Origin of the sequence: Nocardioides alkalitolerans (assembly GCA_038184435.1) — a bacterium.
GTDB lineage: Bacteria > Actinomycetota > Actinomycetes > Propionibacteriales > Nocardioidaceae > Nocardioides > Nocardioides alkalitolerans_A.
The window spans coordinates 3,550,100-3,573,568 of the sequence record CP116227.1; the positions used below are offsets into that span (position 1 = coordinate 3,550,100).

Genomic DNA, 23,469 nt, shown 5'->3' on the forward strand with positions numbered 1-23,469 from the left:
GGTCGACGTCGCGTTAACTGAAGAAATATTCAGTTAGGAGTGGTGCTGCCGTGGCCGTGGACGAAAGTCACCGTGACCTGCACAGCGAGCAGGGCGCCCTGCCCGGCGAGCACCCGGGCCGGTCCGCCGACCCGGTCATCAAGGTCGACGGCCTCGCGTGGCTCGAGCTCGAGAAGCCCGACCTGGCGCGCACCGAGGTCTTCGCGCACGCCTTCGGCTTCGCGACGACCTATCGCTCGGCCACGGAGCTCCACCTCCGCGGCGCGTTCGCGGGGCCGCCGTGCCTCGTCGTCCGGGTTGGCCGCAGGTCCCGCTTCGTGGGGCCGGCTTTCCGGGCGGCGGACCCGGCGGACCTGCTGCGGCTCGCCGACGCGACCGGCACCCGCGTACGGCGCCTGCCCGAGTCCCTCGGCGGCGTCGCCGTCGACGCGTGGGAGCCGGCCGGCGCCCGCGTGCGGGTCGTCAGCGACGTGCTGGAGCACCCGGCCCTGCCGACGCAGCCCGTCCACACCCTCAACCTGGGCGACGACCGCCCGCGCACCAACGCGACGCAGCGGCCGCCCCGCGCCCCCGCCGTGGTGCAGCGCCTGGGCCACGTCGTGCTGCAGAGCGACCGGTTCAGCGCCTCGCTCGACTGGTACCTCGACCACCTGGGCCTCATCGTGTCCGACTTCCTCCATTTCCCGGGCCAGCGGGAGCGCGGGCCCACGATGGCGTTCATCCGCTGCGACCGGGGGGCCACGCCGGCCGACCACCACACCCTCGCGATGACGCTGGGGCCGCGCAGCCGCTACGTGCACTCGGCCTACGAGGTGGCCGACCTCGACGCACTCGCCGCCGGCGGGGAGCACCTGCTCGACCTCGGCTACCAGCGCTCCTGGGGGATCGGCCGCCACATCCAGGGCAGCCAGCTCTTCGACTACTGGCGCGACCCCGACGGTCTCCTCGTCGAGCACTACAGCGACGGGGACCTCTTCGACGCCAGCCTGGAACCCGGCTGGGCCCCGATGACCGCCAGCGGTCTCGCCCAGTGGGGTCCGCCCGCGACCGCGGACTTCCTCGGGATCGCGCCCGGCCGGGAGTCCCTCCAGGAGGCCCTCGCCCTGGCGACAGCCCTGCGTGACGACAACGAGTTCGACCTGACCCGACTCCTCGGACTGATGAAGGTGGCCCGCTCATGACCCTGCCCGTGCTCCGCACCGCCGACGGCTGGTGGCTCCGCCGCGACGACGGCGCCGTGCGCATCGACACCGCCGCGGCCACGACGGCCGAGCTCCTCGCCGACCGTGCCGCGGTCGTGGCGGCCCGCGAGGCCACGACCGACCCGGTGCCGGTGGGCGACCTCGCGCTGCTCCCGCCGGTCACCGCGCCCTGTCGTGTCGTGGCGCAGATGGCGAACTACGCGAGCCACGCGAAGGACGCCGGCATGGATCCGGCCGCCGTGCCGATGGCCTTCTTCCGCAAGGCGTCGGGCTCGATCAGCGGCCCCCACGACGACATCCACCGCCCCGCCCACGTCGCCCTGCTCGACTACGAGGTCGAGCTCGGTCTCGTGGTCGGTCGTGAGGTGCCGGTCGGCACGCAGCTCGAGAACTCCGACCTGGCGGAGATCGTCGCCGCGCTGGTCGTGACGAACGACGTGTCCGCTCGCGACCAGCAGCTGCCCAAGACGCAGTTCTACGAGTCGAAGTCCTACCCGACCTTCACCCCGGTCGGGCCGGCGCTCGTCCTCCTGGAGGAGGGCGAGCTCGCCCGCCTGCCCGAGCTGCGGCTCCGGCTCTGGGTCAACGGCGAGGTCCGGCAGGACGAGTCGGTCGCCGACATGATCTACCGCCCGCTGGAGTCGTTCCGGGCCCTGACGCGCTTCCAGGCGCTGGCCCCGGGAGACCTGCTCCTCACCGGTACGCCGGTGGGCACGGCCCTCAGCGCCCCGCCCAAGCCGATCGAGATGATCGGGGCGCTCCTCCCGCCGGCGACGAAGTGGCGGATCTTCTTCAAGAAGCAGGCCCGCAACCCCCGCTACCTCCAGGACGGTGACCTCGTCGAGGCGTCCATCGCGACCGACGACGGCACGATCGACCTCGGCGCGCAGCGCACGACCGTGCGGTGGGACCGATGAGCGCGCCGGTGACGGGCCTCCGGGCCGACGAGCGGTGGTGGCCGGCCCACGGCACGCCGGCAGACGTGCCGGCGATCGAGGCGGTACCGCTGGCGGACCGCGGGCTGCCGCCCACGACGTACGAGCTGCTGCGCCACGCGGCGGCGCTGCGTGCGGGGACCGACCGCGACGCCCTGCTCGTGCTGCCCGACGCCGCCCGGTGGGAGGAGCCCGTGGGCATCTCCTACACCGGGCTGCTCGACGACGTGCACCGGGTCGCCAACGCGCTCCACCGGCGGGGGGTACGGCGCACGGACCCCGTCACCCTGCTCTCCCCGAACTGCGCCGAGCTCGTGCCCGCGCTCTTGGGCGCGCAGCTCGCCGGGATCGCGGCGCCCGTCAACAGCGGCCTCGTCGCCGACCACGTCGCACGCCTGGTCGAGCGCTCGGGGTCGCGGGTCGCGGTGGTGGCGTCCCCCGAGCTCGGCCCCGGGCCCTGGTCGACGGTCGAGCGGCTCGTCGCTGACGGGTTGCTCGACCACGTGCTCGTCGTGCGCCCCACCCGTCCCGAGGGACCGGCGCCGGCGCTGGTCCTGGCCGGTGCGACGGTCTCCTTCCTCGAGGCGGCGATCACCGACGAGCCCGCGGACCGCTTCGTGGGAACGCCCCCGACGGCGGACGACCTCGCCAGCCTGTTCCACACCGGCGGCACGACCGGGCTGCCGAAGCTCGCGGCGCACACCCACGCCAACGAGGTCACCGACGCCTGGATGGTGGCGCTCGACGACGACCTGGCTGACCCGGACGCCCGGGTGTTCGCCGCGCTTCCGCTCTTCCACGTCAACGCGCTGGTCGTGACGCTGCTCGCGCCGATGTTCCGGGGCCAGGGCGCGGTCTGGGCGGGACCGCTCGGCTACCGCGACCTCGATCTCTACGGCTGCATCTGGCGCCTGGTCGAGCGCTACGACGTGGGCACGATGAGCGCCGTCCCGACGGTGTACGCCGTGCTCAGCCAGGTGCCGGTCGACGCCGACCTGTCACGCCTCCGCTTCGCCGTGGTCGGCGCCGCCGTGCTGCCGCCCGCGGTGCGCCGGGCGTTCGAGGAGCACACGGGGGTCCCGCTGCTCGAGGGGTACGGCCTCACCGAAGGCACGTGCGCCAGCCTGCGGAGCTACACGGCCCTGCCGCGGCCCGGCTCGGTCGGGCACCGGCTGCCTTACCAGCGGGTCCGCACCGTCCGCACGTGCGACGACGGCAGCCGCGTCGACACCGCGCCCGGCGAGCAGGGCACCCTGCTCGTGGCGGGTCCGACCGTGTTCCCCGGGTACGTCGTGGGTCGGGACGCCCACGGCCCCGTGCTCGACCACCTCGGCACCGTCGTCGACGGCTGGCTCGACACCGGCGACCTCGCGCGGATCGACGCGGAGGGGTTCGTGCACCTCACCGGTCGGGCGAAGGACGTCATCATCCGCGGCGGGCACAACATCGACCCGGTCGTCGTCGAGGACGCGCTCCTCGCGCACCCCGGCGTCGCGGGTGCCGGAGCCGTGGGAGCGCCGGACGAGCACGCGGGCGAGGTGCCCGTCGCCTTCGTCGTGCTCGCCCCGGGTGCCGAGGCCACCGAGACCGAGCTGGTGACCTGGGCGGCGGACCACGTGGCGGAGCGGGCAGCCGCGCCGCGCCGCGTCACCGTCGTGCCCGACCTCCCGCTGACCGACGTCGGCAAGCCGTCCAAGCTGCCGCTCCGGGCCTGGGCCACGGCGGCCGTGCTCCGGGACCTGCTCCCCGCGGCCGACGTGGTCGCCGTCGATGCAGTCGTCGAGGACGGCACCGTCGTCGCCGTGGTCACGGCTGCGGACGCGGCCGCGTTGGTGCGCGTCGACACGGTGCTCGAGCGGCTGCCGGTCGTGTCCCGCGTCGAGGTGGCGCCGTGACCCCACCCGTCGTGGTGGTCGGCGCCGGGCCCACGGGGGCCGCGGCGGCGATCGCCCTCGGCCAACGAGGCGTGGAGTGCCTCGTGCTCGACCGCTGGGACGACGTCTACCCGCAGCCTCGCGCGGTGCACCTCGACGACGAGGTGGCGCGGCTGCTCGCCCAGCTCGGCGTAGCCGAGCAGTTCGGGGCGATCTCGCGGCCCGGGGAGGGGCTGCGCCTCGTCACCCCGGCGCTGCACGTCCTCGCGGAGCTGCCGCGGGGCGGTGTCTCGCCGGTGCACGGCTACCCCCGGGCGAGCATGTTCGACCAGCCCGACCTCGAGCGGGTCCTGCGGGAGCGCCTCGGGGTGCTCCCGTCCGTGCAGCTGTGCCCAGGGCAGGAGGTGACGGGTGTCGAGCAGGTCCGCCCCGGTCGGGTCCGGGTGCGGCACCGCGACCGCGCGACCGGCGTCGAGCACAGCATCGACGCCGCCGTGGTGCTCGGGTGCGACGGCGCCAACAGCCTCGTGCGGGATGCGATCGGCGCACGGATGCATGACCTCGGCTTCTCCCAGCGCTGGCTCGTGATCGACGTCGACACCCCGGTGGACCTCGGGCACTGGGGCGGGGTGCACCAGGTGTGCGACGGACGCCGCGCCGCGACGTACATGCAGATCGGTGCGACCCGGCACCGCTGGGAGGTGCAGCTGCGCGAGGGGGAGACCGCGGACCGGTTCGCGACCCTCGAGGCGCTCGCACCGCTGCTCGCTCCCTGGCTCGACGACGTGCCGCTCGGGCGCCTGACCCTGCTGCGATCGGTGGAGTACACGTTCCGCGCCGCCGTCGCCGACCGGTGGCGCTCCGGGCGCGTGCTGCTGCTGGGGGACGCGGCCCACCTGACCCCGCCCTTCATCGGCCAGGGGCTGGGGGCCGGCCTGCGGGACGCGGCGAACCTCGCCTGGAAGCTCGCCGGCGTCCTCGACGGGACCCTCGCCGAGGACGCGCTGGACAGCTACGAGGAGGAGCGGGCACCGCACGCCCGCGCGATGGTTCGGCTGGCGCAGGCCGTCGGTGTCGTGATGACCGGCGGGGGACGGGCGGGGGACGTCCTCCGCCGGGCGGGCGTCCCGCTCCTGCTCCGTGCGCCCGGCGGCCTGCGCCGTCGGGCGAGCGACAGCACGACCCCCGCGTTGCGGGGCACGACGCTCGTCGCCGGCGACCGCGCCGACCGGCTGGCCGGTTCCCTGTGTCCCGACCTGCTGGGGGACGGGACGCGGTACGACGCGGTCGTCGGGCCCGTCTGGGCCCTCGTCACCACCGAGCCGGCCGCCCCCAGCGCCGTCGGCGACCTGACGTCGCGCGGTGTCACCGTCCTCGACGCCACGTCCCGCCCGGCGCTGGCCGCCTGGCTGCGCGGCGGCGGCGCGGTCGCGGCCCTGGTGCGCCCCGACGGCGTGGTGCTCGCCTCCGGTCGGCACGTCCCGTCGGTCGTCGCTCGGGCGACGCCGCTCCTCGCCCCCCTCCCAGCCGAGGTGACCGCATGACCGTCCCCGTCTACCGCCCCGACGTCTACGCGCGGGCGGCCGTGCTGGATCCCTACCCGCACTACGAGCGCATGCGCGCGCTCGGGCCCGTCGTGCGGCTCGGCCGCCGCCGGGCGTTCGCGGTGACCCGGTACGCCGAGTGCAAGCGCGTGCTCCTCGACGACGCGACGTTCGTCTCGGGTCGGGGCGTCGCCCTCAACCCCGCCGCCAACTGCCTGGGCCGGGGCACCACGCTCCAGAGCGACGGCGAGCTGCACGCGCAGCGACGCGGCATGCTGGCCTCGCGGCTCACGCCGAAGGCGCTCCGCTCGCTGCGGGGCGAGGTGGAGGAACGCGCGGACGCCGTGGTCGCCGCGGCCGTGGCCCGCGGGCACGTCGACGGGGTCGCCGACATCGCCCAGGCGCTGCCCACGTCCTTCGTCCCGGACCTCATCGGATGGCCCGCCGACGGTCGCGAGCACCTGCTGCGCTGGGCGGGTGCGACCTTCGACAGCCTCGGGCCCGTCAACGGCCAGACGCTCCGGTCCACCCCCGCGACCGTGGGGATGCTGCGCTTCGCACGCTCCGTCGTACGCCGCCGCGAGGTGCTGCCCGGCTCCATGGGCGCCGACCTGATGGAGCGCGTCGACCGCGGCGAGCTCCGGGAGGACGCCTGCCCGGCGCTCATGGTCGACTACCTGGCCCCGTCGCTCGACACGACGATCAGCGCGATCGCGAGCACGCTGCTGCTCCTCGCGCGCCACCCGCAGCAGTGGCACCGCCTCAAGGACGACCCCGATCTCCTGCCGAACGCGGTCAACGAGGTGGTGCGGATCGAGTCGCCCCTCCGAGCGTTCGCCCGCAGCCTCGACCGCGACGCCGAGGTCGGCGGTGTGGAGCTGACGGCCGGGAGCCGGGTCGCGGTCTTCTACGCCTCCGCGAACCGCGACGAGCGCTTCTGGGACGACCCCACCACGTTCGACGTGACGCGCGACGCGACGCCGCAGCTGGGCTTCGGCCAGGGCGCCCACGGCTGCGCCGGCCAGGGCCTCGCCCGGCTCGAGACCCAGTCGATCCTGCGGTCGCTCCTGGCGCGCGTGGAGCGGATCGAGCTCGTGGGCACGCCGGTCTGGGGCGTCAACAACATCATCCACAAGCTCGACGAGCTGCCGTTGCGGCTCGTCCCGAAGGAAGGAGCACGACCGTGAGGATCGCCGTCGACCTCGACCGCTGCGAGGGCCACGGGCTCTGCGTCGACCAGGCCCCCGAGGTCTTCGACCTCGACGACGAGGGCGACCTCGTGCTCCTCGTGGAGGGCGAGGTACCCGCGGCCCAGGAGGCGGCGGCCGGACGTGCCGTCGACGCGTGCCCGGTCGCGGCGCTGCGCCGGGCATGAACGGGGTGCCCGACCCCGGGACCTCGGTGGACGCAGTCGTCGTGGTCGGTGGCTCGACCGCGGGCGCGACCGCGATGCGCGAGCTGCGCGGGCACGGCTTCGACGGGCGCCTCGTGCTCGTCGACCCGGAGGACGGCACGAACCGCCCGCCGCTGTCCAAGTCCGTGCTGGCGGGGGAAGCCGCCGACGCGTCGGTGCTGATGGACCACGCGGCGCTCGACCTCGAGCACCACCGGACCGCGGCCGTCGGGCTCGACCCGGCGGAACGTGTGCTGCGGACGGCCGACGGCGGTGCGCGCCGGTACGACGCCCTCGTCGTCGCCTCCGGCGCGCGGGCGCGCCGTCTCGCCGAGCCGGGGCAGCGGGGCGAGGTGGTGCTGCGGACGCTGGACGACGCGCGCCATCTGCGGAACCGGCTGACTGCGGCGAGGACGGTGGTCGTGGTGGGTGCGGGCTTCCTGGGGCTCGAGGTCGCGTCCGCGGCGGCCCGGGCCGGTGCTGCGGTGACGGTGGTCGACGCGGCGCCGCCCCTGCAGCGACTGGTGGGGGAGCACCTCGCGGACGTGCTGGTGCGGCAGGCGGCCGGCGCCGGGATCCGCTTCCGGCAGGCCACGGTGCGGCTGTCCGGCGACCCGGTCGACGGCGTGCTGCTCGACGGCGCGCACCTGCCGGCGGACCTCGTCGTCACCTGCGCGGGGGACGAGCCCGCCGTCGACTGGCTCGCCGGCACCGGTGCCGACCTGCGGGGCGGGTTGGTCATCGACCAACGGGCCCGCACCTCCCTGCCGGGGGTGTGGGCCGCGGGCGACGCGGCCGTCGTGCGGGGTGGCGACGGCGTGGTGCGCCAGCCGTTCTGGGCCAACGCGGTCGCCCAGGGGCGGGTGGCCGCGGCGGACGTGCTGGGTCGGCCGGTGGACGGTCCGGTCCTCGACCCCTACTCCTGGACCGAGGTCGCCGGCCTCTCCCTCAAGGTGGTGGGCCCCCTGCCCGTGCACGGCCCGCCCCGCGTGGTGGACGGCGCGGTCGACGGCCCCGGCCTCCTGGCGTGGGGCGACCACACCGTCGCCGCCCTCGGCGTGCGCAGCTCCGCGCCCCGCCTGCGACAGCTGCTGCGTCTGCTGGGCGACGACACCCCGGGGGAGGGGCCGACACTTTCCCCGGCTAGCCGGGGAACACGCCACTTAGACCATCAAATTTGATGGTCAAAGCGGTCGGTTCCCCGGCTGACCGGGGAACCGACCACCCCCTCAGTCGGCGCCGAGGGCGGCCATGTCGTCGGCGAGCAGGTCGGCGGCGGTGGCGGCGCCGGCCATCTGGCCCGCGGCCATCGCGCTGACCACGGACGGCATCGGCATCGGGAACGACGGACGGTGGGCCAGGTCGCCGCCGGCGAACACGCCGGGCAGGCTCGTGCGGCCCATGTCGTCGATCTCGACGCAGCCGGACGGCAGCAGGGTGAGCCCGAGCTGCTCCGCGAAGGGCGCCGCCTGGTGGAAGGTCGGCGTCACCAGCACGCCGACGGCCTCGATCGCCTCGCCGTCCGAGAGCAGGACGCGCGTGCCCGCGCCGTACCGCTCGAAGCGCTCGACCTTTGCCTCCACGACCGTCGCGCCGAGTGCCTCGAGCTGGGTGCGGACCTCGGGCTCGACGGGCTGACCGTCGGCGAGCACCGAGATGCGGCCCGCGATGCGGCGCATCAGGGCGGTGCCGTGCACCTGGGGAGCGCCGGCGCCCAGGACCACGAGGTGGCCGTCGCGGAACTCGTGGCCGTGGCAGAACGGGCACTGCGCGGCGACGGTGCCCCAGAGCTCGTCGAGACCCTCCTTCGCGGGGAGCTCGTCACGCAGGCCGGTGGCCAGCACGACGCGGCGGGCCCGCACGGTGGTCCCGTCGCCCAGGGTGGCGACGAACCCGGTCGCCTTGTCCCCGGTGATGGAGACGACGACGGTCTCACGGAGCTCGACGTCGTAGTCGGCCAGCTGCTCCCGGGCCTGCGCCCGGAACTCGACGGGCGGGCGACCGTCGTGGGTGAGGACGTTGTGCATGTGCTCGACGGTCGCGTTGCGGTAGCGACCGGAGTCGACGAGCGTCACCGAGCGGTGGATGCGGCCCAGGGTGAGGGCTGCCTGGAGGCCGGCGGGGCCGCCGCCGACGACGAGGGCGTCACGGATCTCGGACATGGGGTGCTCCTTCACAGGTGGTGGGTGCTTGCGCTGGTCACCAGCCTGTGACTTCATGTCGGGATGAAGTCAAGCGAGTGGAGCATCGGGGCCGCCGCCGCCCGGTTCGGGCTCGAGACCCACGTGCTGCGGCACTGGGAGGACGAGGGTCTGCTGGAGCCGGGGCGCGACGGTGCGGGACGGCGGCGCTACGTCGAGCGCGACATCGTGCGGATCGCGGCGATCGTGCGCAACAAGGCGGCGGGGATGACGTTGGGGCAGATCCGGATCCTGCTCGACAGCGAGGCGGAGGGACGGCGCGAGGTGCTGCAGGCCCACCTCGACGACATCGCCGAGCGGATGCGGTCGATGGAGCTGTGGCGCGAGATGACGGAGCACGCCCTGGGCTGCCGGGCGCACGACGTCACCAACTGCCCGCGCTACAAGGGCTTCCTCGCCGACCTGCTCGACGAGTCGCGGCCGCGTCCTTCGTTGCCGCCCGAGGCGAGCTGGGAGGGGGCGGTACGCCGCGCGCGGGCCACCGCCGACTGAGGACCCCGCGGGACGTCATGCGCGGTGGCTGCGGGGGCAACCGCTGCGCATGACGTCCCGGGCGGGGATCAGGTGGTGGGCTGCTCCGCGGCGTCACCGGCGCCCGAGGAGCCGGCCCCGAGGCCGATCTTGTCGGTCGCGGAACCGACGGAGCGCTTGATGAGGGCGTCGAGGTCGAGACCGGTCGACGTCTTCAGCATGTCGAGCGTCTGCACCAGGTTGTCGGTGACCTGCTTCGGGATCGCGCCCGCGCCGTCGGTGGAGACGACGGTGAGCTTGTCGATCGCGGCGATGGGGGCCGCGACCTCCTTCGCGATCTGGGGCAGCACCTCGATGAGCATCTGCAGCACGGCGGCCTCGTTGTAGTGCGCGAACGCCTCGGCGCGCTTGTCCATCGCCTCGGCCTCGGCCTGGCCGACGGCGAGCACGGCGGCGGCCTTGGCCTCACCCTCGGCGCGGACGGCGTCGGCCTCGGCGACACGACGGGCGCGCTCGGCGGCACCGCGGCGCTCACCCTCGATGGCCTCGGCCTCCGCCAGCGCCGAACGACGGGCCTTCTCGGCCTCACCGTTGAGGCGGGCCTCCTGGGCCTTGGCCTCGGCGGCGGCGATCGTCGAGGCCTTGCGGGCCTCGGCGGCGGCGATCTCGGCGGAGCGCTTCGCCTCGGCGTCCTGCTCCACGCGGTAGCGCTCGGCGTCGGCCGGCTTGCGCACCTTGGTCTCCAGCTCGCGCTCGGTCAGCGCGGCCTGGCGCACGGCGACCTTCTCCTGCTCGAGCAGGATCGCCTGGTCCTGGTCGGCCTGCGCGAGCGGCCCGGCCGCGGCGGCGCGAGCCTGCGCGGCGTCGGTCTCGACGCGGATCTCGGCCTGCTTCAGCGCGAGCGCGCGCTGCGAGATCGCGATCTCCTCCTCGGCGGCGATGCGCGCCTGCTCGGCGGCCTGGCGCGCGTTGGCCTCCGCGATCGAGGCCTCCTGCTGGATGCGCGCCGCCTCGGGACGACCGAGGTCGGCCAGGTAGGACCCGTCGTCGGTGACGTCCTGGATCTGGAACGTGTCGAGGATGAGGCCCTGGCCGGTCAGCGAGTTCTCCGACTCGTCGGCCACGCGCTGCGCGAACGCCGCACGGTCGCGGATGATCTGCTCGACCGTCAGGCCACCGACGATGGAGCGCAGCGCACCGGCGAGCACCTCCTGCGTGAAGGGCTCGATGTCGCCCTGCTGCGAGAGGAAGCGCTGCGCGGCGAGGCGGATCTGGTCGGCGTTGCCGCCCACCTTGACGATGGCGACGCCCTCGACGTTGAGCTTGATGCCCTGGCCCGAGACCGCGCCGCGGATCTGCACCGAGATGCGGCGCGACGACAGGTCGAGGTTGCCCAGCTTCTGGACGAACGGGATGACGAACGTGCCGCCACCCATGACGACCTTCTGGCCCGAGAGGTCGGTGGTGAGCTCGCCCGTCTCCGGGTTGACCACCGCCTTGCCCTTGCGGCCCGTGACGATGAACGCCTCGTTGGGGCCGGCGACCTTGTAGCGGCTGGTGATGAGCAGCACCAGCAGCACGAAGAGGACGACGAATCCGATGATCGATGTCAGTACCGGGTCCATGTACATGGGCCTTTCGGTCGTGGATGTGCAGGTCGTGCGGGGGTCAGGGGAGGACGTCGTACGTCGCGGCGACCGTCACGGCGGTCGGTGAGAGCACGCCGGTGACGTGCACCTCGGTGCCGGCGGGGAGCGCCCGCTCGGCCTGGGCGTTGAACCGGAAGGTGTGGCCGCCGCGGCGGACCGTGATCGCGCCGTACCCGCCCTCGGGGATCGCGGACACGACCTGGGCGTCCCAGCCGACGACGTCACGCGTCGTCGGGGTCTCGTCGGTGGCGCCCGACCGCACGAGGCGGGTCAGCCAGGCACTGAACCAACCGACGAGCAGACCGGCGCCGACGCCGACGCCGGTGGCCACGAGCTGGGGGGCACCGGCGCCCTGCGCGATCGCGCCGCCGAAGCCGAGGGCGGAGATGAAACCGCCGAGCGCTGCCGTGGAGAACCAGTCACCGGCGAGGCCGTCGAGGTCGAAGATGCCGTCGAGGAGGAGCGAGAGCAGGAGCACGCCGACACCACAGATCCCGATGATCACGAAAGGGGTCACGGGCAGCACGTCTCCTCGGGCCAAGGGGGCGGTGCACCTGGTCCTACCCCCGCCTCCACCCTCGCACACCTGCGGCGTCGCCGTCGGGCCGCATCCCCAGGGTGGGGAAGAGCACCCGGGACTGTCGGATCGGCGTGGCAGGCTGGACGTCATGTCGAGCGCACACCCCCAGGGCACGCCCGGACCCCCGACCACGATCGTGCTGTTCGGCGCGACCGGCGACCTCGCGCGGCGCAAGCTGCTGCCCGGGATGCTGCACCTGCTGCGCTCGGGACTGCTGCCCCGCGTGCAGATCGTCGGCACGTCGCTGGAGGACCACACGCGCGACTCGTTCGTCGAGTTCGCCCATCGCGCCATCAAGGAGTTCTCCCCCGACACCACCGACGCCGAGTGGAAGGACTTCGCGCAGCGCCTGTTCTGGGCCCCGGGCGGCACGGCGGAGTCGCTCCGCGCGGCCGTCGAGGAGGCCGAGGCCCAGTGCGAGGGACCGCAGCGGCGGCTGCACTACCTGTCGGTGCCCCCGCGGGCCGCCCTCGCGGTGATCCACACCCTGCGGGACGCGGACCTGGTCGAGGACTCGCGCGTCATCATGGAGAAGCCGTTCGGCACCGACCTCGAGAGCGCGAAGCAGCTCAACGCGGCCGTGCACGCCGTCTTCGACGAGTCGCAGGTCTTCCGCATCGACCACTTCCTCGGCAAGGAGGCGGCGCTCAACATCCTCGCGTTCCGCTTCGCCAACGGTCTGTTCGAGCCCGTGTGGAACCGCAACATGATCGACCACGTGCAGATCGACGTGCCGGAGAAGCTCGGCCTCGAGCAGCGGGCGTCGTTCTACGAGTCGACGGGTGCCTACCGCGACATGGTCGTCACCCACCTCTTCCAGGTGCTGGCCTTCACGGCCATGGAGGCCCCGACCGCGCTCGACCCCCAGTCGATCACCGAGGAGAAGTTCAAGGTCTTCCGGTCGATGCTGCCGATCCACCCCGACGACGTGGTGCGGGGGCAGTACCTGGGCTACCGGGACGAGCCGGGCGTCGACCCCGAGTCGGAGACGGAGACGTTCATCGCGCTGCGCTGCTTCGTCGACAACTGGCGCTGGGCGGGGGTGCCGTTCTACCTGCGCACCGGCAAGAAGCTCGCCGAAGGTCAGCGGATCATCTCCATCGCCTTCAAGGAGCCGCCGAAGTCGATGTTCCCCGAGGGCTCCGGGATCGGGCAGCACGGTCCCGACCACCTCACCTTCGACCTGGCGGACCAGGCGCGGGTGTCGCTGTCGTTCTACGGCAAGCGGCCCGGGCCCGGCTTCCGGCTCGACAAGGTGTCGATGCAGTTCTCGGTGGAGGACACGACGTGGGCCGGCTCGGTGCTGGAGGCCTACGAGCGCCTGATCCTCGAGGCCACGAAGGGCAACCACACGCTGTTCACCACGGCCGAGGGCGTCGAGCGCCTCTGGGAGATCTCGACCCCGCTGCTGGAGGACCCGCCGCCGGTGCGGCCCTACGAGCCGGGCACGTGGGGCCCCAACCAGATCCACCAGCTCATCGCGCCGCGCGCGTGGCGGCTCCCGTTCGAACGGAAGTGGCGGGAGCGCACGACGCGCGACGACGCGTGAACGCTCGGTGACGGCGCGCGCGGCAGGGGTTGAACCGGCCCGGCCGGGGGTAGCCAGCGCACCGGAGGTGGGGGTCATCATGGAGATGCGCAGGTTCGAGCTGGTCGACGGCTCGGCGGACAAGTTCTGGTCGATCGGGGTCGAGGGCGCCCGTGTGGTCGTGCACTACGGCCGCAACGGCACCAACGGCCAGGTCAAGGAGAAGACGCACGCCGACGCGGCGGCCGCGGCCGCCGACGCCGAGAAGCTGGTCGCCGCGAAGGTGAAGAAGGGGTACGTCGAGGCGGGTGCCGGCGCCGCACCCGCGGCCGGGAGCGCACCCGCCGCGGCGCCCGAACCGGTTTCCGCACCGGCCCCGGCACCGGCCCCGGACCCGGCACCCGCACCCACGCCTGAGCCCGCTGCCGCGCCCGCAGGTCCGCCGGAGGCGGACCGCGACATACCGGAGCCGGAGGCGTTCGAGCCCGGCGACCTCGGCTTCCGTTGGCACCCGCTGGAGCTTGCCGCGCTCCCCGAGGGACCAGCGGCGCCCGCCGCCGACCCGGACGGCTCCCCCGAGGAGGTCGTCGCCGCCTGCGAGGCCGCGGCCGAGACGAACCTGGTCGCGGACACCTCCGACTACCGCCGCCACGAGTGGGCCGCGAGCCCGCCGTTCGCGGGCGTGCCCGGCGAGCTGACGGCGCGGTGGTGGCGGACCTACATGCGGGAGCACGTGCCCGAGGTCAACGAGGACGGCCGGTGGCGCCCCGTGACCTCCGCCGAGTGGCAGCAGGCGCGGGTGGAGGGGCGGAAGCTGAAGGAGTACGGCGGCCACCTCGACCAGCGGCAGCGCCGGGCGCGGGCCTCCGAGGTCGTGCTGGACGCGGCGGCCGCGCTGCCGCCCGGACTGACCGACCTCACCGGTGGGGTCCAGTTCTGCAACCTCGACGACGTCTCCGAGATCGCGGTCGACCTCGTCACGGACGGCCGTGCCGTGGTGCTCGAGCGGATCACGTCGCGGATCGCCCTCGAGTGGGCGCCCGCGTTCCGCGCGCTCGTCCCCGACCTGACCGCGGCCGAGGTCGACGCAGCCCTCGACCGCACGCGGGCGCGCTGGGCGGAGGAGGGCACGCCGCGGTTCATCGACCCGGACCTGCAGCCCGCGCTGCTGCGCAGCGTGCTGCTCGCGAGCCCCGAGGAGCACGCCGACGTCGTCGGGGGGATGACTGTCGGCTCCGACGGTTACCTCTCGCTCGCACACCTCAGCCGCCTCGTCGCCGCCGCCGTGCGGCTGCCCGACACCGACGCCCGCCGGGCGCTCTGGGACCGGGTGCTGGACGCGTCCGAGACCGACGGCCTCCAGGTCTCGGACACCGCCTCGCTGCCCTCTGCCCTTGCGATCGGCCTGTTCGGCGTGCCGATGTTCGAGCGCGCGGTGGCGGTCGTCTGCGCGAAGGGCCGCGGCGGCGAGGCCGTCGCGCTGGCCCGGCGCCTCGCGTCCCGCGTCGACGGGCCCGGCGCGGTGCCCGGGATGCTGCGCCTCCTCGCGCGGTCGAAGGCCGGCACCGTCGCCCGCGACTGGCTCGTGCGGCACCGGGGATTGCTCGCGGCGTACGAGGGTCCGCTCGACCCCACCGAGCGCGAGGCGCTCGGCGGGCTCGTGCGGGAGATCCTCGTCGTCGACCCCGACTTCGCCCCGCGCCACCCGGCGATGGTCGCGGTCGCCGAGGAGGTGCAGCGCCTCGCCGCGCTGCCGGTGCTCGGGGCCGACGGCGCGCTGCCGGCGTGGTGGACCGAGGCGCTGGCGGCCGAGGAGGCCACCGAGGTGCCGCCCAGCAAGATCAAGGTGCCGAAGAAGCTCCCGGCGTGGACGGGCGCGCTCCCGCCGGTGCGGGTGACCGACGGGGAGGTCGAGGCGCGCCTCGACGCCGCGGCCACCGCCGTCGTGCTCGGCTCCGCCATGCGCAGCGCCTGCGACCCGACGCTCGCGCCGCGCCCGCTCGTCGCGGCGGTCCGGGAGCGCATGAGCGCCTCGGCCCGGGACGCGGTGGGCAGCGGCATCCTGCGGGGCTTCCTCGGCAACGGCGCCGCCTCGGGGGAGCGGGCGCTCTTCCTCGCGTCGGGGTTCCTGGGGGCGGAGGGGTACGTCGCGGAGCTGACCCCGTTCGTCCGCGCCTGGCCAGGCGAGAGCCAGCACCAGCGCGCCGTGCTCGGTCTGGACGCGCTCGCGGCGACCGGCACCAACGCGGCGATGCAGGCCATCTCCGGCATCGCGGGGAAGTCGAAGTTCAAGGGCGTGCAGAAGGCCGCGAACGAGTCGCTGCAGCGCCTCGCCGACCTGCAGGGCCTCACGGTGGACGAGTTCGAGGACCGGGTGGTGCCCGACGCCGGGCTCGACGAGCGTGGCGTGCGGGTGCTCGACTACGGGCCGCGGCAGTTCCGGGTCGGCCTCGGTGCGGACGGCAAGCCGGTGGTGCACGCGCTCGACGCCGACGGGCGGCCGACGGGGAAGCCGCGGACGTCGCTGCCCGCCCCCAACAGCAAGGACGACGCCGAGAAGGCCGCGGAGACGAAGAAGGAGTTCACGGTGCTGCGCAAGCAGCTCACCGACGTCGCCTCCATCCAGACCACGCGCCTCGAGCGCGCGATGGTGACCGGCCGGGTGTGGTCGGCGGGCGACCACGCGGCGTACGTCGCCCGGCACCCGGTGCTCAACGCTCTCGTGCGGCCGCTGGTGTGGCGCCTCACGGAGGCCGACGGCACGGAGCGGCTGGTGCGGGTGACGGACGACCGGGAGTACGTGACGGTCGACGAGGACCCCGTGGAGCCCGGCGCGGGCGCCACGATCGCGCTCGCCCACCCGCTGACGATCGACGAGGCGGACAAGGACGCGTGGCGGGCGCACCTGCTCGACTACGAGCTGACCTCGCCCGTCGAGCAGCTCGACCGTGCGGTGTTCGGCCTGCCGGAGGGGCAGGACGGGCCCTCGCTGGCCGGTCTGCCGACCGGGCGGATCGGTCCCGGCGCGTTGTCGACGACGCTGGAGCGCGCGGGCTGGCGCCGCGGCGAGCCGCAGGACGCCGGCGTGATCCACGCGTTCTCGCTGGCGCTGCCGACCCACGGGGTCGGTGTCGTGCTCGAGATCTCCGACGGGCTGTGGGCCGGGATGCTCCACGAGTCGGGCCCGCAGAAGCTGGACGCCGTGAGCCTCGTGCCGCTGTCGTACGTCGAGGGTGGGGTCGGGTACGTCTGGTGGCAGCACGACGACCCGCGGCTCGACTGGACGACCGCCGACCCGGTGGTGGTCTCGGAGGTGCGCCGCACCCTCGCCGCCGTCGAGGCGAGGATGGAGGCGTGACCGCGGCGGACACCCCGACGCCCCGCGTCCAGCGCCCGTCGGCCGAGACGCGCTGGGCGGACGAGCTCGACCGACTCGCCGACCGCGACCGCCGCACGGGCGCCCGCGTGCCCGAGGGGTGGCGGCTCTCGCCGCGCAGCGTCGTCGACTTCGTGCTCGGCGACGCCGGCCAGCGCGACGGGCTCGGTCTGGAGACCAAGTTCGTCGGCGACCGGGCGCTCGTGGAGCGGTGCGTGGTCGCGCTGGCCACCGACCGTGGCCTCATGCTCGTCGGCGAGCCGGGCACGGCGAAGTCGTTCCTCTCGGAGCTGCTCGCCGCCGCCGTCTCCGGTGACTCCACGCTCACCGTGCAGGGCACGGCGTCGACCACCGAGGACGCGATCACCTACTCGTGGAACTACGCGCTGCTCCTCGCTCGCGGCCCCAGCCTCGACGCGCTCGTGCCGGCGCCCGTGCACCGCGGCATGAGCACCGGCGCCGTGGTGCGCTTCGAGGAGATCACCCGCTGCCCGATCGAGACGCAGGACGCGCTGCTCTCCGTGCTCTCCGACCGCGTGCTCGTCGTGCCCGAGCTCGAGGACGAGCACCGGGTGCTCCACGCCCGCCGCGGTTTCTCGGTGATCGCGACGGCCAACGTGCGGGACCGGGGCGTCAACGACATGAGCGCCGCGCTCAAGCGGCGCTTCAGCTTCGAGACCATCCACCCCATCGCCGACCTGCGCCGCGAGGCGGAGCTCGTGCAGCGCCAGAGCGACGCGATCCTCGCGGACGCCGGCATCACGGCCGCACTGCCCGGCGACCTCACCGAGGTGCTGGTGACGATGTTCGCGGAGCTCCGGCGGGGCCGTACTGCGGACGGGCGCCCGGTCGAGCAGCTGTCGACCGCGATGTCGACGGCGGAGGCCGTGTCCGTCGCGGTCGCGACGGGGCTCTCCTCGGCGTGGTTCACCGACGCGCCGCCGCGCGGCGAGGACGTCGTCGGCGCGCTCCTCGGCACGGCGCTCAAGGACTCCGACGAGGACCGGTCCCGCCTGCGGGGCTACCTGACGCGGGTGGCGAAGGAGCGCGGCGGGCGGTGGCAGGAGCTGCACGCCGCCCGCGGACTGCTCGATGGCTGAGGTCGATGAGCAGGGCATCTGCTGGGTGCCCGTGCGCCACCACTCGCCGGCCGCCACCCGGGCGGTCCGCGACCTCGTCGCCCGCTTGCGCCCGGCGGCCGTGCTCGTGGAGGGCCCGGCCGACTACACGCGCATCGACCAGCTGCTGCTCGCGCACGAGCCGCCGGTCTCGCTCATGACGTGGTTCCGCCGCGAGACGCCGGAGCGCACGCAAGTCGCGTATGCGCTCTATCCCTTCGCGGTGTTCAGCCCCGAGTGGCACGCGGTGCGCGACGGTGCGGCCGTCGGCGCGGACGTGCGGTTCATCGATCTGCCGTGGCACGCGCACGTGGTCGTCGAGGAGGGCGGGTACGACGCGGGCCCGGCCGCCACCGAGGGCGCGGCCCTGCACCGCACCGACGAGGTCAGCGCGTCGTTCTTCGACGGGCTCGCGGCGTACACGGGGCGGCGGGAGATGTCGGCGGTCTGGGACGAGCTGGCGGAGATCGACCCGGAACTGGGGACCGCGACCTACCTGCGGAGGGCGGCGCTGCTGGGCGCCGGGATCCGCGCGGACGGCGACGCCCGCCGTGATGCCCGCGCGCTCGCGGACCGGGCGCTCGACGAGGCCCGCGAGGCGCACATGGCGGCCGAGATCCGCCGGGCACGGGCCGACCACCCCGACGGGGTGCTGCTCGTCGTCACCGGCGCCGCCCACACGGCGGCCCTGCAGGAACGTCTCGCGGCCCCGCCCCGGGCCGACGAGCTCGCCGGTCCGCCGCCGACCCCCGCCGACCTGGAGACGGGGCACGCGCTGGTGCCGACGTCGTACCCGGCGCTCGACGAGCAGCGCGGCTACCTGGCGGGGCAGCCGAGCCCGGGCTACTACGACCGCGTGCACCGGGCGACCGGCGCGGACGCCGCGGCGCTGACGGACGTCGTGCTCACCGAGGCGGTCGCCGCGCTGCGCGACGCCGGCGTGGGGGTGTCGGCGGCCGACCTCATCGCGGCGCGGGCGGCGATGCTGGGACTGGCGACGCTCCGCGGCCACGCCCGGCCCTGGCGCGATGACCTCGTCGACGCGCTCACCTCGACCCTGGTGAAGGACACGGTGGCACCCGACGCCGTGACCAGCGCCGACGGCGGCCACCCGCTCCTCAACCGGGTGCGTGAGCTGATGCGCGGCGACGCGGTCGGGCGGTTGGCGCCGGGCACCGACGTGCCGCCGCTCGCGGTCGAGGTGGAGGCGCGCTGCGCGGCGCTGGGGATGCCGTTGGGACCGCGGACGACGACGCACACGCTCGACCTGGAGGACGACGCGGACCGCGAGCGGGCGCAGCTGCTGCAGCGGCTCCGGGTGCTCGACGTCCCGGCGGCGCGGCTCGTGCGCGACGTGCGGGGGCCCGACCCGCAGGGCCCGATCGGGACGCAGGTGGGCGCGCGGGTGGACCCGACCCAGGAGTGGCGGGTGCGGGGCGGGACGACGGTGACGGCCCGGGCGGTCCTGGCGAGCCGGTGGGGCGCGAGCATCGAGCAGGCCGTGCTCGCGGTGCTCGGGCGGCGGGCCGCGGAGGGCGACGTCACGGCCCTCACCAGCGCGCTCCTCGACGCGGTGCTGTGCGGCCTCCCCGACCTCACGGGCCGGCTCAGCGAGCAGGTCGAGGTGGGCACGCTCGCCGTCGACCGGCTGCCGGAGCTCGTCGAGCCGCTCGCGGTGCTGCTGCGGCTGCACCGGTTCGACCGCTGGTACGGCACGACCGACCGCGCCGACCTCGGGGCGCTGCTGCGTCTCGTCGGCCTCCGGTGCGTCGAGCTGGTCGAGCGGCTCGGACCGCAGGGCCCGGGTGCGTCCTCCGAGCAGCTCGCGATCGCCCTGCGTCGACTCGTCGACGCCGTCGTCGCGTCGCCCGCGCTGCGGGACCTCGAGCCGCGGCTCGCAGCGGCGGTGGCCGAGCAGCTCGCGCGGGGCAGCACCCGTTCGGGCCACGCCCCGGAGGCGGTGGGCGCTCTCACCGGCGCCCGGTGGCTGCTCGCGTCGGTCGCGCCGCGGGACCTGGCCGCGGTTGGGCCCGAGGGTGCGCCGGACCCGGCGGGCACGGGGGAGTGGTACGCCGGGCTCCTCGCCGTCGCCGGCCACCTCGCCCTCGCCGCACCGGAGATCTTCGACCCGCTCGACGCAGCGCTGCGGACGTGGTCGCCCGACGACTTCCGCCGTGCGCTCCCCGACCTGCGTCGCGCCGCGACGAGCCTCCTGCCGCGCGAGCGCCGGGCGCTGCTGGCGCACCTGGGCGCCGGACCCGTTGCGGGCTCGTCCCCCGCGGGGGTGGAGCTCGTCGTACCGGAGCGGGAGCTGGCGGCCCTCCTGGCCCGGGAGGACGCGCTGTGGGCGCTGGTGGAGGAGCACACGGGGCCTCTGCGGTCGGGCGCTGCGGGCACGGCGGGTACGGCGCGGTGACCGCGTCACCCGGGGCCTCGAGCCCGGACGAGGAGGAGCTGGTCGCCCGGCGGTGGCGGCTGATGCTGGGCCCGTCGGCCGACGACGCGCTGGGCCGCCCGGTGGGCGTGGACGCGCGCCTCGACGACGCGCTCGGCTTCCTGGAGGAGGGCACGTCGGCGACGGCGGGATCGACCGGCTCCGGCTTCCTGACGAGCACGGACTGGATCAACGAGGTGCAGGAGCTGTTCCCGCGCTCGGTCGCCGACCGGTTGGTCGAGCGGGCGGTGGAGACGCGGGGTGTCGACGACCTCGTGCACGACGCCGAGGCCCTGGCCGCCGTCACCCCGAGCCAGGCGTTGCTGACGGCGATCCTCCGCAACCGCAGCCTCATGGCGCCGCACGTGCTCGCCGCCGCCCGCAAGGTCGTGGCCCAGGTCGTGGCCGAGCTCGTGGAGCGGCTGGCGACGCCGGTGCGCACCCCGTTCACCGGGGTCCGCGACCCGCGGCGCCCGAGCCGCCAGCGCGTGGCGGCCAACTTCGACGCCCGGGCCACGATCCGCGCCAACCTGCGCAACGTCGACCCGGTGAGCGGGCAGCTCGTCATCAAGCGACCGCTGTTCGCCAGCCGCGTGCGTCGCCAGGTCGACCGGTGGCAGGTGATCGTCGCGGTCGACCAGTCGGGGTCGATGGCCAGCTCCGTCATCCACTCGGCCGTGACGGCGGCGATCTTCCACGGCGTCGGGTCGATCCGCACCCACCTCGTCGTCTTCGACACCGAGGTCGTCGACCTGTCCGACCAGCTCGCCGACCCGGTCGAGGTGCTGCTCGGCGTGCAGCTCGGCGGGGGCACCGACATCGGGAAGGCGGTGCGCTACTGCGCCTCGCTGGTGACCGAGCCCCGCCGCGCGATCGTGGTCGTCATCAGCGACTTCTTCGAGGGCGGCGACGTGGCGGTGCTGCACGGCGCGGTGCGCGACCTCGCCGAGAGCGGGGTGACCGTGCTGGCGCTCGCCGCGCTCGAGGAGGACGGCACCGTCACCGTCCACGAGGAGGAGGCCCGCCGGCTCGCCCGGCTCGGGGCGCACGTCGGCGCGATGACGCCCGACGTGCTCGCGCAGTGGGTCGCGGAGGTCGTCGACGGGCGCCGCGAGGCCGGACCGCCGGCGGCACCCCCCGGTCCGTCACCGGGGCCCGGCCCGTCGCGGGGGCCGCGCCGGTGATCCCCGACCTCAGCGGGCTCACGCCCGACGTGCTGCGCGACCTGACCAACGTCGGCACGGTGCGGCGCGCCGAGCGGGAGGTCGACCAGGGCACCGTCGAGGTGACCTTCGTCGAGACCGACGCCGGTCTCGAGGCGACGGCGGCGGACGCCTCCTGCCTGCTCGGCGCCGGGTCCTTCGACTCGTGGCGCTGCGACTGCGCGGCGGGCGGGGGCTGTCGCCACGTCGTACGGGCGGTGCTGGCCTGGCGCTCCACTGCGGCCGGTCGTGGTGGGAGCCCTGCGGAAAGTCGGGGCCCGGCACCACGACCCGCGGAAGGCGGGGCGGCGGGTGGGAGCGCGGTCGACGCCCGCACGGCAGCAGCGGCGGCGCGGGCGCGCGCGACCCACGGGCTGGTCGCCACGGTGCAGCGCGGCGAGCGCACGACGGTCGTGCTCCACGTGCCGGGGGAGGCGACGGTGCGGTTCGGTGCGGACGCCGACCCCCGCTTCGCGCGCTGCGACTGCGGCCAGGCCGGCTGCGCCCACCTCGACCACGCGGTCGTGGCGTTGGCGCACGCGGCCGCGGACGGGGCGGGGGACGGGCTCGTCGCCGTGGAGCCCGAGCGGGGTGGCGCCGCCGCGGATCCCGACCTCCTCGCCGACGCCTGGCGCGCCTGGTGGACGCAGCTCGTCACCCTCGGTCTCGGCGCGGCGGAGGAGCTCGTCGCCGCCGGGGTGGGTCTCGCGACGCGGATGGAGGACGCCGGTCTCGTCCATCCGGCTGCGGTCGTGCGCGACCTCGTCGCCCAGCTCGCCCACCAGGCCGCGCGCGACGCCGAGGTGTCGCCGGCCCGGCTGGTGGGGCTGGCCGGGGAGCTGGAGTCGCGCCTGCGCTCCCTCGCCCGGCCCGGCGGGGTCCCGGCGGCACTGGTCGCCGGCGTACCCGAAGCCGAGCAGCCCGTCGGCCCCCAGCGGCTCGTCGGCCTCGGCGCCGAGCACCTCCACGTCGGGGGCTGGAGTCGGCTGCGGGTCTACGTGGGCGACGTGCGCTCCGGTGCCGTGCGCACGCTGACGGTGGAGGCGACCGACACGGAGGACACGCCCGTGACCGCGCGGCGGCTCGGGTCGCGGACGCGGGCGGGCAGCACCTACGCCGAGTGGGCCGCCGCCGCCGCGGTGCTCCCGCGCAGCCGACGACGGGGCGCCGAGCTCGTGCTCCCGCGGGGCACGCCGCCGGTACGCCGCAGCGCGGCCTGGGCGGTGCCCGACGACTCGCCGCTGCTCGCCGCCCGCCTCGACGCCATCGCGGTGGGGGTCGACGTGCCCGGCCCGCTCGCCCCGCGCGGTTCCGCGGCGGGGGTCGGCGCGGTGCGCGTCGCCTCCGTCGAGGACGTCCGTCACGACACGCTGGAGGCCCGGCTGACGGCGACGGTCGTCGACGAGGTGGGCGCGACGGCGCGGCTCGAGCTGCCCGTGTCGGCTCGCGCGCTGCCGGGCGTCGAGGCGACGGCGGAGCGGTTGGCGTCGGGGACGACGACCGCCGTGGCGGGCCGGTGGGTACGCCGCGCCGACGGCCTCGTCGCGCTGCCGACGCTGCTCGACGGGTCGGGCGGGCCGCTCGTCGTGCCGCTCGGCGTACCGGGGTCGGCGGCGGCCGGCGAGATCCCGGCGGGGGAGGCCCGACGCACGACCGACCCGTGGCAGCGGCTGACGAGCGACGTCACCGAGACCCTGGGGCGCCTGCTGGTGCTGGGTGCGCGCCGGGGCGCGGCCGCACTGCGCCGCGACCTGACCGGGCACGCGGCGCGGGCCGAGGGGCTGGGCCTGCTGCGCTGGGCCGGGGCCCTGCGGGTGGCCGCGGGCGAGGACCTCGACACAGCCGCGCTGCTCGACCTGGCCGTGCTGCTCGAGATGGGGCGGTGAGGTGCTCTGCGAGGCGGGATTGACGCCGACCGACCGGGGTAGGTAGCGCCCGGCCGGGTGCGGGTCCCGGCCGGGC

17 protein-coding genes are annotated in these 23,469 nt (G+C 75.2%); 14 read left to right on the forward strand and 3 right to left on the reverse strand.

Annotated features, from left to right (window positions below):
• Positions 1-50 precede the first annotated feature (50 nt).
• Genes PIR53_16910 through PIR53_16940 form a run of 7 tightly spaced genes read left to right on the forward strand, consistent with a single transcriptional unit; the run spans position 51 to position 8,129 of the window.
• A complete protein-coding gene (locus tag PIR53_16910; GenBank protein ID WZH51685.1) occupies positions 51-1,181 on the forward strand; it encodes a VOC family protein in 1,131 nt (376 codons plus the stop codon).
• A complete protein-coding gene (locus PIR53_16915) occupies positions 1,178-2,119 on the forward strand; it encodes a fumarylacetoacetate hydrolase family protein (protein ID WZH51686.1) in 942 nt (313 codons plus the stop codon). Before PIR53_16910 ends, PIR53_16915 begins: the two co-directional genes overlap by 4 nt.
• Complete coding sequence (locus PIR53_16920) at positions 2,116-4,032, forward strand: acyl-CoA synthetase (GenBank protein ID WZH51687.1); 1,917 nt, start codon at positions 2,116-2,118, stop codon at positions 4,030-4,032. The genes PIR53_16915 and PIR53_16920 overlap by 4 nt, the downstream gene beginning before the upstream one ends.
• Complete coding sequence (locus tag PIR53_16925) at positions 4,029-5,555, forward strand: bifunctional 3-(3-hydroxy-phenyl)propionate/3-hydroxycinnamic acid hydroxylase (GenBank protein WZH51688.1); 1,527 nt, start codon at positions 4,029-4,031, stop codon at positions 5,553-5,555. Before PIR53_16920 ends, PIR53_16925 begins: the two co-directional genes overlap by 4 nt.
• On the forward strand, positions 5,552-6,742 hold the full coding sequence (locus PIR53_16930) for a cytochrome P450 (GenBank protein WZH51689.1): 1,191 nt from the start codon (positions 5,552-5,554) through the stop codon (positions 6,740-6,742). Before PIR53_16925 ends, PIR53_16930 begins: the two co-directional genes overlap by 4 nt.
• On the forward strand, positions 6,739-6,930 hold the full coding sequence (locus tag PIR53_16935) for a ferredoxin (GenBank protein WZH51690.1): 192 nt from the start codon (positions 6,739-6,741) through the stop codon (positions 6,928-6,930). The genes PIR53_16930 and PIR53_16935 overlap by 4 nt, the downstream gene beginning before the upstream one ends.
• Positions 6,900-8,129 carry an FAD-dependent oxidoreductase gene (locus tag PIR53_16940; GenBank protein WZH51691.1) on the forward strand — a complete coding sequence of 410 codons (1,230 nt, stop codon included), beginning with the start codon at positions 6,900-6,902 and terminating at the stop codon, positions 8,127-8,129. Before PIR53_16935 ends, PIR53_16940 begins: the two co-directional genes overlap by 31 nt.
• A gap of 48 nt (positions 8,130-8,177) precedes the next feature.
• On the opposite strand, the gene PIR53_16945 is transcribed toward PIR53_16940, so the two are convergent.
• Positions 8,178-9,110: an NAD(P)/FAD-dependent oxidoreductase gene (locus PIR53_16945; protein ID WZH51692.1), complete on the reverse strand. Its 933-nt coding sequence runs from the start codon at positions 9,108-9,110 to the stop codon at positions 8,178-8,180.
• 63 nt (positions 9,111-9,173) lie between these two features.
• Here PIR53_16945 and PIR53_16950 point away from each other — a divergent pair, with 63 nt between their 5' ends.
• On the forward strand, positions 9,174-9,641 hold the full coding sequence (locus tag PIR53_16950) for a MerR family transcriptional regulator (protein WZH51693.1): 468 nt from the start codon (positions 9,174-9,176) through the stop codon (positions 9,639-9,641).
• Between the two features lie 68 nt (positions 9,642-9,709).
• Here PIR53_16950 and PIR53_16955 read toward each other — a convergent pair whose 3' ends face one another.
• Positions 9,710-11,245 carry an SPFH domain-containing protein gene (locus PIR53_16955; protein ID WZH51694.1) on the reverse strand — a complete coding sequence of 512 codons (1,536 nt, stop codon included), beginning with the start codon at positions 11,243-11,245 and terminating at the stop codon, positions 9,710-9,712.
• A 43-nt stretch (positions 11,246-11,288) separates the two neighbouring features.
• Positions 11,289-11,786 carry a hypothetical protein gene (locus PIR53_16960; protein WZH51695.1) on the reverse strand — a complete coding sequence of 166 codons (498 nt, stop codon included), beginning with the start codon at positions 11,784-11,786 and terminating at the stop codon, positions 11,289-11,291.
• Positions 11,787-11,937: 151 nt separating this feature from the next.
• Here PIR53_16960 and zwf point away from each other — a divergent pair, with 151 nt between their 5' ends.
• The 6 genes from zwf (at position 11,938) to PIR53_16990 (ending at position 23,393) form a co-directional block, all read left to right on the forward strand.
• Positions 11,938-13,398 (forward strand): glucose-6-phosphate dehydrogenase, encoded by a 1,461-nt coding sequence (gene zwf / locus PIR53_16965; GenBank protein WZH51696.1) that lies wholly within the window; start codon positions 11,938-11,940, stop codon positions 13,396-13,398.
• A gap of 79 nt (positions 13,399-13,477) precedes the next feature.
• Complete coding sequence (locus PIR53_16970) at positions 13,478-16,735, forward strand: DUF4132 domain-containing protein (protein WZH51697.1); 3,258 nt, start codon at positions 13,478-13,480, stop codon at positions 16,733-16,735.
• The gene (locus tag PIR53_16975; protein WZH51698.1) at positions 16,732-17,853 is read left to right on the forward strand and encodes an AAA family ATPase; all 1,122 of its coding nucleotides are present in this window, start codon (positions 16,732-16,734) and stop codon (positions 17,851-17,853) included. The genes PIR53_16970 and PIR53_16975 overlap by 4 nt, the downstream gene beginning before the upstream one ends.
• Positions 17,846-20,287, forward strand: coding sequence for a DUF5682 family protein (locus PIR53_16980; protein WZH51699.1), 2,442 nt, complete (start codon positions 17,846-17,848; stop codon positions 20,285-20,287). The genes PIR53_16975 and PIR53_16980 overlap by 8 nt, the downstream gene beginning before the upstream one ends.
• The gene (locus tag PIR53_16985; GenBank protein WZH51700.1) at positions 20,284-21,489 is read left to right on the forward strand and encodes a VWA domain-containing protein; all 1,206 of its coding nucleotides are present in this window, start codon (positions 20,284-20,286) and stop codon (positions 21,487-21,489) included. The genes PIR53_16980 and PIR53_16985 overlap by 4 nt, the downstream gene beginning before the upstream one ends.
• Entirely contained in the window at positions 21,486-23,393 is a 1,908-nt protein-coding gene (locus PIR53_16990; protein WZH51701.1) for a hypothetical protein, read from the forward strand. The genes PIR53_16985 and PIR53_16990 overlap by 4 nt, the downstream gene beginning before the upstream one ends.
• Positions 23,394-23,469 lie beyond the last annotated feature (76 nt).